Here is a 14,888-nt window from a genome sequence, read left to right on the forward strand (position 1 = left end):
CCGACCAATGCCGCCACCTGCCCGTCCGGACCGGAACGGGCCCACGAAAAGGGGAGACAGGGCCAGTGAGCAGCCACGAGGTCCAGGCAGCCGAGACGGATGTCGCGATCATCGGCATGGCCGGGCGTTTCCCCGGCGCCGACGACCTGGAGTCCTTCTGGCGCCTGCTGAGCGAGGGCCGCGAGGGCATCACCCGCTTCAGCCGGGAGGAACTGGCGGCGGCGGGGGTGCCCGCGCGGCTGCTGGACGACCCGGAGTACGTCCCCGCCCACGGGGTCATCCCGGACATCGACCTGTTCGACACCGGGTACTTCGAGTTCACCCCGGCCGAGGCCGCGATCACCGACCCGCAGCACCGCATCCTGCTGACCACCGGCCACGCCGCCCTGGAGCACGCCGGCTACGACCCCGCCCGCTACGACGGGCTGATCAGCGTCTACGCCGGCGCGGCCATCAACACCTACCTCCAGCAGCAGGTCCTGCCCCGCGTCGACCAGACCACCACCTCGAACCACTTCGCGGTGATGGTCGGCAACGACAAGGACTTCCTGGCCACCCGGCTGTCGTACAAACTCGACCTCAGAGGTCCCAGCTACGCCGTCCAGACCGCCTGCTCCACCTCCCTGGTCGCCATCCACCTGGCCTGCCAGGGGCTGATCAACGGCGAGTGCGACATGGCGCTGGCCGGCGGTGTCACGGTGAAACTGCCGCAGGCCAAGGGGTACCTGTACGAGGAGGGCGCGATCCTGTCCCGGGACGGGCATGTGCGCACCTTCGACGCGGACGCCAGCGGCACCGTCGCCGGCAACGGCGTCGGTGTCCTGGTCCTCAAGCCCCTGCGGGACGCCATCGCGGACCGGGACACCATCCACGCCGTCATCAAGGGCACGGCCACCAACAACGACGGCTCCGAAAAGGTCAGCTTCGCCGCGCCCGGCGCCGCCGGCCAGACCGCCGTCGTCCGCGAGGCGCACACCGTCTCCGGTGTCGATCCCCGCTCCATCGGCTACGTCGAGGCACACGGTACCGCCACCCGCCTCGGCGACCCGGTCGAGGTCTCGGCGCTCACCCGGGCGTTCAGGGAGTCCACCGCCGACACCGGGTTCTGCGCCATCGGCTCGGTGAAGTCCAACGTCGGCCACCTGGACGCGGCGGCCGGTGTCGCGGGCGTGATCAAGACGGTGCTGATGATGAAGCACCGGACGCTGGTGCCGACCGTCAACCACACCACCCCCAACCCGGCCATCGACTTCGCGGCCAGCCCCTTCAAGGTGAGCACCGACACCGTCCCCTGGACCGGGGAGGGCCCCCTGCGCGCGGGCGTCAGCTCCTTCGGCATCGGCGGCACCAACGCGCACGCGATCCTCCAGGAGGCCCCGCCCGCCCCCGTCACCGGCGACGCGCACCGCGCGCAGCAGCTGCTGGTGGTGTCCGCCCGTACCGCGACCGCGCTGGCCACGGCCGCCCGGAACCTGGCCGACCACCTCGACGGCGACGACCCGGCCGCGCTCGCCGACGTCGCCTACACGCTGGCCGTGGGCCGCCGCGCCCACGAGTACCGGATCGCCGTCACCGGCTCCGACCGCGCCGCCCTCGCCGGGGCGCTGCGCGAGGCCCCGGTCCCCGAGCGGCCCGGGACCGGCGAGGTCTCCTTCGTCTTCGCCGAGGACGTCCCGGACGCGGCGGGCCTGGCCGCTCGGTGGGCCGCAGCCGAGCCCGCCTTCGCCGGGCACCACGAGGCCGCACTCGCCGCGGGCGCCGACCGGCTCGGCGAGCGGGGGCGGGCGTTCGCCGTGCAGTACGCGCTCGGCAAGCTGTGGCGCGGCTGGGGCCTCACCCCGGTCGCGGTGCACGGCGACGGGCTCGCCGCCCGGGCCGCCGCCTGTGTGACCGGGGCGCTGCGGCTTCAGGACGCGCTGACCGGCGACGGCCCGGTGCCGGCCGCGGCCCGCGCGCGCATCCCGGTGCGCGGCGCCGACGACGAGGTCCGCGGTGTCGCCCTCACGGTGACCGACGGCCCCTGGGACGGGGTGGCCCGCGCCTGGCAAACCGGCGCCGCCGTCGACTGGGCGGCCTGGTTCGAGGGCGAGGAGCGCGGCCGCGTCCCGCTGCCGACGTACCCCTTCGAGGGCCGCCGCTGCTGGCTGACCGGCCCGGACGCCGACGCACCCGCCGACCGGGTCACCGGCCCCGGCCCGCACCCCATGCTGGACGAGAACGTCTCCACCCTGGACACCCTCGTCTACCGCAGCTCCCGCACCGGCACCGAGTTCTACCTGGCCGACCACCGCGTCGACGACGAGCCCGTCATGCCCGCCGCCGGGCAGCTGGAACTGGCCCGCGCGGCCGGCGAGCTCTCCCTCGGCGGACCGGTCCGGCTGCGCGGAGTCTCCTTCGAGCAGTTGCTCCCCTACGCCACCGGGCCGCGCACCGCGCTGGTCCAGCTGTGGCGCGAGCGCGACACGGTCGGATTCGAACTCGTCGCCGACGAGCGGGTGGTCACGACCGGCGAGATCCACCCCGGGGCCGCCCCGCGCCCGGAGCCGGCCGACCCGGCCGCCCTCGCCGCCCGCTGCGCCGAGCCGGTCACCCACGCCGACTGCTACGACCTCCTGCGCGCCCACGGCCTGGACTACGGCCCCCGCATGCGCGCCCTCACCGAGGTCCGGCTCGGCGACGGGGAGGCCCTGGGCACCCTCGAACTGCCCGACGGCGCCTCGCTCGACGGCGTCGTGCTCAACCCCGCCCTCCTGGACGGCGCGCTGCACGCCCTGGTCGTGCTGCTGGCCCGCGCCTACGGCGAGCGGGCCGACGGCTTCCTGCCGCTGGCCCTGGGCGAACTCACCGTGCACGCCCCCGTCACCGGGCCCTGCCACGTCCACGTCACGGCCGGCCCGCTGGGGGAGCGGACCGCGCACGCCGACCTCACCGTCCTGGACGCCCACGGCCAGGTCCTGGCCCGCCTGCGCGACCTCGCCGTGCGCGTCCTCGGCGAGCCCCGCGAGTCGGCCCTGCTGGTCCGCCGCTGGACCGCCGCGCCCGCCGAGCCCACCGGCGCACCCCTCGGCGACACGGCCGCCGTCGTCACCGCCGACCCGGCGCGCGGCGCACAGCTCGCCGCGCACCTCACCGCGCTGGGCGTCGGCACGGTCACCCGCGATCTCGACCCGGCCACCGCGCCGGACGTCGTCCTGGTCGACGAACCGGCCCCCGAACAGGCGCTGCACGTCGTCCGCACGCTCCTCGCCGCCCGCCCCACCGCGCCCGTGCGCGTCCTGCTGCTGCACCGCCACGACACCGGCGGCCCACGCCCCGAACGCGCCGCACTCGCCGCGTTCGCCCGGACCGTCCGCGCGGAGAACCCCCTGCTCGAAGTGCAGGCCGTGGGCCTCGCCGAGGACGTGGCCGAGGACGACGCGCTCGCCGGCGAACTGGCCGGCCACGGCCGCGACCCGGAGGTCGCCCACACCGCCCAGGGCCGCCGGGTCCCGCGCGCCGAGCCGGCCCCGGCCACCGCCCCGGCAGCCGTCCGCGACGGTGGTGTGTACGTGGTGACGGGCGGCGCCGGTGGGCTGGGCCGCGCCGTCGCCGGCCGGCTGCTCTCCCGGGCCGACGCCCGCGTGGTCCTGCTGGGCCGCGGCGAACGGCCCGCCGATCTGGACGAGCGCCTGGTCTACCGCAGCGTCGACGTGTCCGACCCGGACGCCGTGACCGCCGCGCTCGCCTCCATACGCGAGGAGTTCGGGCCGCTCACCGGTGTCGTCCACGCCGCCGGTGTGCTGCGCGACGGCTTCGCCCTGACCAAGTCCGCCGAGGACTTCGCCGCCGTCCTCGCCCCCAAGGCCGCCGGACTGCGCGCCCTGGACGCGGCCACCGCCGACGACCCGCTGGACTTCTTCGTCGCGTTCTCCTCCATCGCCGCCCACATCGGCAACCCCGGCCAGACCGACTACGCGTACGCCAACGCCTACCTGGAGGCGTACGCCGAACGGCACGGCCGGATCACCGCGATCGCGTGGCCGATGTGGGCCGACGGCGGGATGCGCCAGAGCGCCGAGGCCGCCGCGGACATCGCCGCCCGCACCGGCTTCGGCGTACTGCCCACCCGGACCGGCCTCGCCCTGTTCGAGCAGGCCCTCGGCACCCCCGGCGCGCTCGTCGCCGCCTACGGAGACCTCCGCACCATCACCACCGCGCTCACCGCGCCCGTCGCCCGGGCGGCCCGGCCCGCCACGGCCACCGCGCCCGCCGAGGGCGGCGGCCCGCGCGACGAGGCCCTGCGGCTGCTGCGCGAGCTGATCGCCGCCGAGACCGGCCTGGATCCGGCCGAACTGGCCGAGGACGCCCCGTTCGACCGGCTCGGCATCGACTCGCTGATGATCGCCAAGCTCAACCGCGAGCTGGACCGGCACTTCGAGGCCCTGTCCAAGACCCTGTTCTTCGAATACGCCACTCTGGGCGAGCTGGCCGGCTACTTCGCCGAGCACCACGCGGCCGAACTGACCGGCGGCACACCGGCGGCCGCAGCGGTCACGCCCGCCACCGAAGGCACCGCCCCGCGCCCGCCGCGCGCCCCGCGCCGTACCGCACGAGCCGGCGTCGCCGAACCCGCCAGACCCGCCAGACCCGCCGGGCCGGCCGAACCCGCCGACGACGACACCGCCGCCATCGCCGTCATCGGCCTGGCCGGCCGCTACCCGGCCGGCGACGACCTCGACGAGTTCTGGACCAGCCTGGTCGAGGGCCGCGACGCCATCACCGAGATCCCCGAGGAGCGCTGGGACCGCGACCGGTGGTACGACCCGGACCCGGCGGCGCCCGGCCTCGCCCACACCCGGTGGGGCGGGTTCCTGAGCGACGTGGACCGCTTCGACCCGCTGTTCTTCGGCATCTCCCCGCGTCAGGCCGAGCTGATGGACCCCCAGGAGCGGCTGTTCCTGCAGAACGCCTGGCATGTGCTGGAGGACGCCGGCTACCGGCGCGCCGACCTGGCCGGCCGCCCGGTCGGCGTGTACGTCGGCGTGATGTACGGCGAGTACCAGTTCCAGGGCGCCCTGGACGCGCTGCGCGGCGGTCGGCCGCTCACCGGCTCGTCCTACGCGAGCATCGCCAACCGGGTCAGCCACGCCCTGGACCTGTCCGGTCCGAGCATGGCGCTGGACACCATGTGCTCCTCCTCGCTCACCGCGATCCACCTGGCGTGCGAGAGCCTGCGCAGCGGCGAGAGCGAACTGGCCATCGCCGGGGGCGTCAACGTCTCGATCCACCCGTACAAGTTCGCCTTCCTCAGCCAGGGCCGCTTCCTGTCCTCCGACGGCCGCTGCCGGGCCTTCGGCGCGGGCGGCGACGGCTATGTGCCCGGGGAGGGCGTCGGCGCCGTCCTGCTGAAGCCCTACCGCAAGGCGCTGGCCGACGGGGACCGCATCCACGGCCTGATCCTGGGCAGCGCCGTCAACCACGGCGCCCGGACCAACGGATACAGCGTGCCCAACCCGCGCGCCCAGCAGCGCGCGATCACCACCGCGCTGGAACGGCCCGGCGTCACCCCCAAGGACATCGGCTACGTCGAGGCGCACGGCACCGGCACCGCCCTGGGCGACCCGATCGAGCTGACCGGCCTCACCCACGCCTACCGGTCCGCCGACGCCGCGCCCGGCACCTGGCCGATCGGCTCGGTCAAGTCCAACATCGGGCACCTGGAGTCCGCGGCCGGCGTCGCCGGACTCACCAAGGTGCTGCTGCAGTTCCGGCACCGCACCCTGGTCCCCTCGCTGCACTCGGCCGAGCTGAACCCCAACATCGACTTCGAGCGTTCCCCGTTCCGCGTCCAGCGCGAGCTGTCCGCCTGGCCCGACGGGGACCGGCCGCGCCGGGCCGGCCTCAGCTCCTTCGGCGCGGGCGGCTCCAACGCCCACCTCGTCCTGGAGGAGTCCCCGAACCCCGACCCGGTCACCGACGTACCGGCGGGCGAGCAGCGCGCCGGCGAACCCGTGCTGTTCCTGCTGTCCGCCCGCGACGAGGAAAGGCTGCGCGCCTACGCCGAGTCGGCCGCCCGCTTCGTCCGGACCGAGCACGTGCCGCTCGCCGACCTGTGCTTCACCACCCAGGTGGGCCGCGAGCCCCTCGACGCCCGGCTCGCGGTGGCGGTCACCGACGGCCGCGAACTCGTCGCCGCCCTGAGCCGGTTCGCCGACGGCGGCCCGGCCCCCGACCTCGGCGACGCGGGCCCGCTGGCCGAGCCGGCCCGCCGCTGGCTGGGCGGCGCCGACGTGGACTGGGCGGCCTGGCACGCCGGCCGGCCGGGGCCCGCCCCGCGCCGGGTGCGCGCCCCCCGCTACCCGTTCGCCCCGGAGCGCTACTGGATCCCGCTCGACCCCGACCTGGGCACGGGCGCTCCGCACCCGCTGGTCGACGCCAACGAGTCCACGGTCACCGAGGTCCGCTTCCGCAAGACACTGCACGCGCACGACCCGCTGCTGCGCGACCACGTGATCGAGGGCCGACCGCTGCTCGCGGGCGCGGCGACGCTGGAGTTCGTCCGCGCCGCCGCCGCGCTCGCCGAGCCCGGCACCCGGCACGCCCTGCGCGAGGTGGTGTGGGGCCGGGCCGTCGAACTCGCCGAGGGCCAGCTGGAGTTGTACGCCTCCTTCCGCCCGGACGGCACCGGCCTGGCCTTCGAGGTGTACAGCGGGACCGGTGCCGACCGCACCACCCACGCCCGCGGCAGTGCCGTCCCGGCCCCCGCCGCCCCCGAGGCCGCCGAGGACCTCGCCGCGCTGCGCGCCCGTCTGTCCGTCGTACGCGACGGACCCACCGCGTACACCGATTACGCGGCCGCCGGCTTCGCGTACGGGCCCTCCTTCCGCGTCATCGACGAGATCCGGGTCGGCCCCGGCGAGGCGCTGGTCCGGCTGGCCCGGACCGGCACCGCCCCGGACACCCAACTGCCCCCGGAGCTGCTCGACGGCGCCCTGCGGGCCTGCCACTGGACCGGCCGGACCACCGCACCGCGCCCCGGTGAGCTCGCCGTGCCCTTCAGCCTCGGCGCCCTGGACCACTTCGCCCCGCTGCCCGAGGTCTGCCACGCGCACGCCCGGCTGGTCGACGAGTCGGCGGGGGTGCGCCGCTTCGACCTGACCGTGTACGACGATCAGGGCCGCGTGCTGGCCTCCGTACGGGACTTCGCGGGCCGTCTGCCCGGCAGCCGGGCGGCCGGCGCGGGCCCCGCGGCCGACGCCCGGACGGCGCTTGCCGGCCGGACGCCCGCCGCGCCCACCGGGGAGGCCGTGCCCGAGCCCGCCTCCGGCGAGCCCCGACTCTACGAGCCGTACTGGCGCCCCGCCGCCGACCCGGAACCGGCGGAGGGCGCCGGGACCCTCGTCCTGCTCGGCCGCCGCCCCACGGAACTGGAGTCCGCGCTGGCCGCGACCGGTGTGTGGCGGCGCGTCGTCGCCATCGGGGAGGACACCGGCCGGCTCGCCTCCCTCGCCGACGAGGACGGGCTCGACCTCGCCGCCGTCCTCGGCGACGCGGACGACGGCTCGCCCGCCGACCGGCTCGAGCGCGCCTGCGCCCCCGTCCTGGACGTGCTCGACGCGGCCCGCACCGGCGTGCTGCCCGGCCGGGTGCGGTGCCTGGTGCTGCACCGGCAGAACTCCGGCGAGGACCGGCCCGAGTGGGCCGCCCTGGCCGGGTTCGCCCGCTCCACGGGGCCGGTCGCGCCGCGCCTGGAACTGCTCACCCTCGGCGTCGACATCGCGGCCCCGGCCACCGAGGTCGCCCGGGCCGTGGCGGTGGAACTGCGCGCCGCGCCCCGCGCCGCGGGCCTGGAGGTCCGCCGTACGGCCTCCGGCGAGCGGCAGGTACGGGCCCTGCGCCCGCTCACCGGCCCGGCCGCGCCGGCCGACGTGCCGCTGCGGGACGGCGGCGTGTACGTCCTGACCGGCGGCGCCGGCGCCCTCGGCCGTGTCCTCGCCGAGCATCTGGCCCGCACCCATGCGGCCAAGCTGGTGCTGATCGGCCGCTCCGAGCCCGACGAGCGGACCCGCGCCTGGCACCGCACGCTGACCGGACTCGGCGCCGAGGTGCTCGCGCTGCGGGCCGACGTGGCCCGGGCCGACGAACTCGGCGCGGCGCTGACCGCCGCCCGGGACCGGTACGGCGCCGTGCACGGCGTGTTCCACCTGGCGGGCGTCGCCGACCAGGGCCGCGCCGACGGCGACCGGGAGCGCTTCGCCCGGCTGCTCGGCGCCAAGACCCACGGCCTGCTCCACCTGGACCGGCTGACCCGCGAGGACCCGCTCGACCTCTTCGTGGTCTTCTCCTCCCTCTCCTCCCTCATCGGGGACTTCGGAGCGGCCGGCTACGCCACCGCCAACCGCTTCGCCGACCTCTACACGGTGCTCCGCGACCGCCGGGTGCGCCGGGGCGAGGGGCACGGCCGCAGTCTGTCCCTGGCCTGGCCGCTCTGGGCGGTCGGCGGGGTCGACGGGCTGGTCCACGAGGAGGAACTGGCCGCGTACACCCGCCGCAGCGGTATGCGGGCGCTGAGCGCGGAAGCGGGCCTCGACCTCCTCGCCCGCTCCTTCGCCCCCGGCGCCTCGTGGCTCGTGCCCGCCTGGGGCGACCCGGCGGCCGTCGACGCCGCCCTGACGGGCACGCCCGCCCCGTCCCGGCCCACCCCGTCCCGGCCTCTCGCGTCGGAGCCCCTCGCATCGGAGCCCGTCCAGTCGGCTCCCGGCGCCGCCCGCGCCGGCCGGCTCCGGGAGCGGTTGGTGGAGCACCTGCGCGAGGTCCTCGCGGGCGTGCTGAAGCTGCCCGTCGGGCGCCTCGACAGCCGCGTCCCGCTGGACGACTACGGCCTGGACTCGGTGCTGGTCATGGAGACCAACTCACTGCTGGGCAAGGACTTCCCGGGCCTGCGCGGCACCGTGTTCTTCGAGTTCCGGACGGTCGACGAGCTGGCCGACCACATTCTCGCCGAGCAGGCCGACGCCGTCACCCGCCTGTTCCCCGAGGAGACCGAGCCGTCTCGGCAGGAGACGCCGTCGTCACGGCAGGAGACACCGCTGGCGCGGCAGGACACCGCTCCCGCTCCCGCGTCCGCGCCGGCCCCCGGCCCGCACACCCCGCCCGCCGGCCGAGACGCCGACGAGCCGATCGCGATCATCGGCGTCAGCGGCCGCTATCCCCAGGCGGACACCCTGGAGGAGTTCTGGCGCAACCTCGCCGAGGGCCGCGACTGTGTGACGGAGGTCCCGGCGGACCGCTGGGACGCGGAGGCCCTGTTCGACCCGGATCCGGACGCGCCGGGCCGCAGCTATGGCCGCTGGGGCGGTTTCCTGTCCGATGTCGACTCCTTCGACTCGCTGTTCTTCCAGATCTCGCCCAAGCAGGCCCGCACGATGGACCCGCAGGAGCGGCTGTTCCTGGAGACGGCCTGGTCGGCGCTGGAGAACGCGGGCTACCCCCCGTCGCGCATCCCGGCGCCGAGGTTCGGCGGGCAGGGGCACGACGTCGGCGTGTTCGTCGGCGTCATGTGGGACGACTACGCGATCCTCGCCGCCACCGAGTCCGCGCGTGGCAACCACCAGGTCGTGCTCGCCAACCGTTCCGCCATCGCCAACCAGGTCTCCTACTTCGGGGACTTCCGCGGCCCGAGCGTGGTGATCGACACCGCCTGCTCCGCGTCCCTGGTCGCCGTGCACCAGGCCTGCGAGTCGATCCGCCGCGGCGAGTGCTCGTACGCCATCGCCGGCGGCGTCAACGTCGCCGTGCACCCCGACAAGTACGTCCACCTCAGCCGCAAGAGCATGCTGTCCACCGACGGCCGCTGCCGCGCCTTCGGCGCGGGCGGCACCGGGTACGTGCCCGGCGAGGGCGTCGGCGCGGTGCTGCTCAAGCGGCTGTCGGACGCGGTCCGGGACGGTGACACCGTGCACGCCGTGATCCGGGCCAGCGCCGTCAACCACGGCGGCCGCACCAGCGGCTACACCGTCCCCAACCCGCAGGCCCAGCAGGCGCTGGTGGAACAGGCGCTGGCCGCCGCGGGCATCGACGCCCGCACCATCGGCTGCGTCGAGGCCCACGGCACCGGCACCGCGCTCGGTGATCCGATCGAGCACACCGCGCTGGCCCAGGCCTTCGCCCGGCACACCGGCGACACCGGGTTCTGCGCGCTCGGCTCGGTGAAGTCCGCCATCGGCCACCTGGAGGGCGCGGCCGGAATCGCCGGGCTCACCAAGGCCGTCCTCCAACTGCGCCACGGCACACTGCTGCCCACCCTGCACGCCGAGGAACTCAACCCCGTCATCGACTTCGAGAACTCGCCGTTCACCGTGCAGCGGGAGACGGCGCCGTGGCCGCGCGCGTACGACGGCGACGGCCGTCCGCTGCCGCGCCGCGCCGCCGTCAGCTCGTTCGGGGCCGGCGGCACCAACGCGCACGTCGTGGTGGAGGAGTACCTGACCCCCGAGCCGGCCCCGGCCGGGCCCGAGCAGGCGGAGCTGATCGTCCTGTCCGCCCGCGACGAGGACCGGCTGCGCGCCCGCGCGGCCGACCTGGGCCGCGCCCTCGCCGAGCCGGGCGCCCCCAGGCTGGCCGACGTCGCCCACACCCTGCGCGTGGGCCGCGAACCCCTCGCCGTACGGCTGGCGTTCGTCGCCGCCGACCTCGCGGACGCGGCCGGCAAGCTCGCCGCCGTCGGCCGGGGCGAGGGCGGCCAGTGGCTGCACCGGGGCCGGGTGGAGCAGCACCCGCCGCTGGCCGGCCTGCTGACCGACGGCGTCGGCGGCGAGGAGTTCCTCGCCGGCCAGATCGCGGCCGGCGCCGACGACCTCCTCGGCCGGATGTGGGTGTCGGGCGTCACCGTCGACTGGGACCTGCTGGACCGCCTGCGCCCCGCCGGGCGCCGCCGGGTGCCGCTGCCGACGTACCCCTTCGAGCGGGCACGGCACTGGCTCGACACCACGCCCGCCTCCACCCCCGCCCCCGCGCGGGGCCCGCGCCGATGGGAGCGCCGGCTCGCCGCCGACGAGCCGGTGCTGCGCGACCACGTGGTCGACGGGCGGCCCATCCTGCCCGGCGTCGGCCACCTGGACCTGGTCGCCGAGGCGAGCGGGGGACTGGCCGGGCGGGCCTGCCTGGACGTCCGGTGGGTCGTCCCGCTGGCCCTGAGCGGGGCCGAGGAGAGGGTGGCGGTGGCCTTCGACGGCGACCGGTACGAGATCCGCGGCGCCGACGACGCCGTACGCTCCTGCGGCCGCCTCGCCGCCGCCCCGCCCGCGCCCGACCCCCTCGACGTCACCGCGCTGCGCGCCCGCCTGGACGAGGGCCCGGACGAGGACTCCTTCTACCGGGCGCTGGCCGGGCAGGGGCTGCCGTACGGGCCGTTCTTCCGCCGCGTCCGGCAGGTGTGGACCGGCCGGGACGAGGTGCTCGGCCGGATCGGCGAGGCCGCGGGCACAGACCCGGCGCACGCCCTGCACCCGGGCGTCCTGGACGCCGCCCTGCACACCGTCGCCGCCCTGCTGGTGCGCCGCCGGGACCGGGACGCCCGGCCGATGCTGCCGTTCGCGGCCGACCGCGTCGAGGTGTTCGGCCCGGTACCGGCGACCGGCTGGTCGTACGTCCGGGAGACCGCGACCGACCGCTGCGAGGTGCTGCTCTGCGACGACACCGGCGCGGTACGGGTCCGGTTCGAGGGTCTGACCTACCGCGAGGCCAAACCGTCCGCGGTGGTCGTGCACCGGCCGGTGTGGACCGCCCGGCCCGCCGAGGAGCGCGCCGCGGCCGCCCGCAGCGTGCTGCTGGTCGGGGAGCGGCTGGACGCCGAGCCCGCCGCCGGCATCGCCCGCGCCCACCACGGCGCCGACGTACGGCGGCTCCCGGCCGGCCCCCGCGGCCTCACGGACGCCGAACTCGACCGCGCCCTGGCCGGAGCCGACGCACCGGACCTGGTCTACTTCCTCAGCCCGGCCCCCGGGCACGAGCCCGCCGACCGCGCCGAGCTGCGCGCCCTGACCGACCGGGGCCCGGTCGCCCTGTACCGCCTGGTGCGGGCGCTGGCCCGGCACGGCGTGCTGGAGCGCGAGACCCGCCTGAAGGTCGTCACCACCGACGTCCACCCGCTGGAGGCAGGCGACGACTCCTCCCCGTGGGCCGCCGGAACCGCCGGCCTGGCCGCCGTCGCGGCCAAGGAGTTCCCCGCGCTCCGCGTGGCGCTCGTCGACGTCCGCGCGGCGGAGGCGGCCCGGGCCGCCGACGCGATCGTGGCCGAGCCGTTCCCGGCCCGGCCGGTGCCGGTGTCGCTGCGCGCGGGCGTCCGCCGGGTGCGCTCCCTGGAGCGGGTCGAACTGCCCGCCGCGGCCCCCCGGTTCCGCCCGGGCGGCGTCTACCTGGTCGTCGGCGGGCTCGGCGCCGTCGGCCGGGACACCTGCCGGTACCTGGCCCGTGCCTACGGAGCGAAGCTGGTCGTGGTCGGTCGCTCACCGCTCGACGAGACCCGGCGGCAGATCGTCGCGGAGCTGGAGAAGGCGGGCGCCGAGGTCCGCTACCTCGCCCTCGACGCCACCGACCCGGACGCGCTGAAGGAGGCCGTCGAGGGCGCCGTACAGGAGTTCGGCGCCCTGCACGGGGTGATCAACGCGGCGATGGTGCTGGTCAACCAGGTGCTGAGGGAGCTGCCCGAGGCCGGGCTGCGGACCGCCCTGGAGTCCAAGACCGACTCCACGTGGAGCCTGCTGCGGGCGGTGCGCGAGGTGCCGCTGGACTTCGCGCTCTTCTACTCGTCCGGCGTGGCCTTCGAGGCCAACCACGGCCAGGCCGGCTACGCCGCCGGCTGCGCCTTCGCCGACGCCTGTGCCCTGCACGCCGCTCGCACCCTGCCCTTCCCGGTGCGGGTCCTCAACCTCGGCTACTGGCACGCGGGCGGCGACCCGGAGCGGGAGCGGGTGCTGCGCCGCTTCGGCGCCGCCGGCATCCGGCCGCTGAGCGCCGAGCAGGGCATGACCGTCGTCGAGCGGACCCTCGCGGCCGGGCTGCCCCAGGTGTTCGCCCTGGACGCCGACCGGCCCATCCTGGAGAACCTCGGCATCGACCCCGACCGCACCCTGAGCGTGCTGCCGGGCGTCGCGCCGGACCCGCTGCCCGAGGTCCGCTCCGCGGGAGCGTCCGCCGAACTGGTCACGCACCAGCACGCCGTCGCCGAGCTGGAGCGACTGGCGGCGTCACTGCTGGCGTCGGTGCTGCACCGGGCGGGCCTGTCCGACGCGCGCGAGGCGTCCGGGGACGCGGGCGAGGCGTCCGGGGAGGAACTCGCCGGGCGCCTGGGCGTGGTGCCCGAGCACGCCGCGCTGTTCCGGGCCCAGCTCGACATCCTCGTGGAGACGGGCTGGCTGACGGTCACCGGCACCGGTGGTTTCCGCCCGACGGGCCGGGCGGTGGAGCCCGAGGCGGTGTCGCTCGCCGCTCTGGACGGGCTGACGGCCCGCCACCCGGCCCTCGCGCCGGTGGGCACGCTGCTGCGCGACTGCCTGACCGAGCTGCCCGCCATCCTCACCGGCCGCCGCCCCGCCATGGAGATCCTCTTCCCCGACGGCTCCGCCGAGCGGGTGGCCGCCGTGTACCGGGGCGACCCGGTCACCGACCGCTGCAACGCGGAGGTGGCCCGGCTCGTGGTCGAACAGGTCGAGGCCCGCCGGGCCGCCGACCCCACCACACCGGTCCGGATCCTGGAGGTCGGCGCCGGGACGGGCGGCACGACGGCGACCGTCCTCGAGGCGCTCGCCCCCTACCGGGACGCGGTGGAGTACGTGTTCACCGATGTCTCCCCGGCCTTCGTCCGAAAGGCCAGGAGCCGGTTCGGCGCGCGGTACCCCTTCGTACGCTTCGAGACGCTGGACATCGAGGCCGACCCGGCGGGGTGGGGGCCGGCGCCCGGCGCCCACGACGTGGTGCTCGGCACCAACGTCCTGCACGCCACCCGGCGGTTGTCCGACACCCTGACGCGCGCCAAGGCGCTGCTGCGAAGGGGCGGGGTGCTCCTCCTCGTCGAGGGCACCAGGCCCCGGCACCAACTGGCGCTGATCTTCGGCCTGACGGCGGGCTGGTGGTTGTTCGCCGACCCCGAGCAGCGGCTGCCCCGGTCGCCACTGGCGAGCGAGCGGCAGTGGCGGGACGTCCTGGCGGCGTGCGGATTCACGCACATCAGCGCGGCGGCGCCGACGACGGAGGCCGGAGCGGCCTTCCAGAGCGTCATCGCCGCCGTCAGCGACGGCGTGGTGTCCGTCGCCGAGCGGCGGGACCCGGCCCCCACCCCCGTCTCCCCGTCCCCCCTCCCGGTTTCCCCGGCCCCCGCCCCCGTCTCCCCGTCCCCCCTCCCGGTTTCCCCGGCCCCCGCCCCCGTCGCCCCGGCCCCGGCCCCCGCCCCCGCCCCGGCTCCGGTTTCCGGCGGCGACGACGAGCTCCGGCGGGTGACGGAGGTCTTCGCCCGGGTCCTGGAGATGACCCCCGACCGGCTCGACCCCGACCTCACCTTCGAGAACTACGGAGTGGACTCGCTGGTCGTCCTCGAACTGACCAGGGCCCTGGAAGCGGTGTACGGACCCCAGCCGGCGACCCTCCTCTTCGAGCGGATCACCATCCGGCAGCTGGCCGACCACCTCCGCGTCGAGACACCCGCCCCGGCGTCCACCGCCCCGGCGTCCCCAGCTCCCGCGGAACCCGCCCCCGCGCCCCCCGTCCCCGCGTCCCCCGCTCCCGCGGAACCCGGGGCCGCCGGGGGCGACGACGCCGAGCGGCTGGTCGCCTCCCTGTCCGACGCGGCGGTCGATGAACTGCTGGCCGAACTGCTCTCCCAGTACGGCGAGCCCGAGGAAGGCGGACGATGA

At 76.5% G+C, this 14,888-nt stretch carries 1 protein-coding gene; it reads left to right on the top strand.

Annotated features, from left to right (window positions below):
• Nucleotides 1–65: 65 nt before the first annotated feature.
• Entirely contained in the window at nt 66–14,888 is a 14,823-nt protein-coding gene (locus ABFY07_RS03095; protein ID WP_346172925.1) for an SDR family NAD(P)-dependent oxidoreductase, read from the top strand.

The organism is Streptomyces sparsogenes subsp. cuspidosporus (assembly GCF_039532705.1).
Classification (GTDB): domain Bacteria; phylum Actinomycetota; class Actinomycetes; order Streptomycetales; family Streptomycetaceae; genus Streptomyces; species Streptomyces sparsogenes.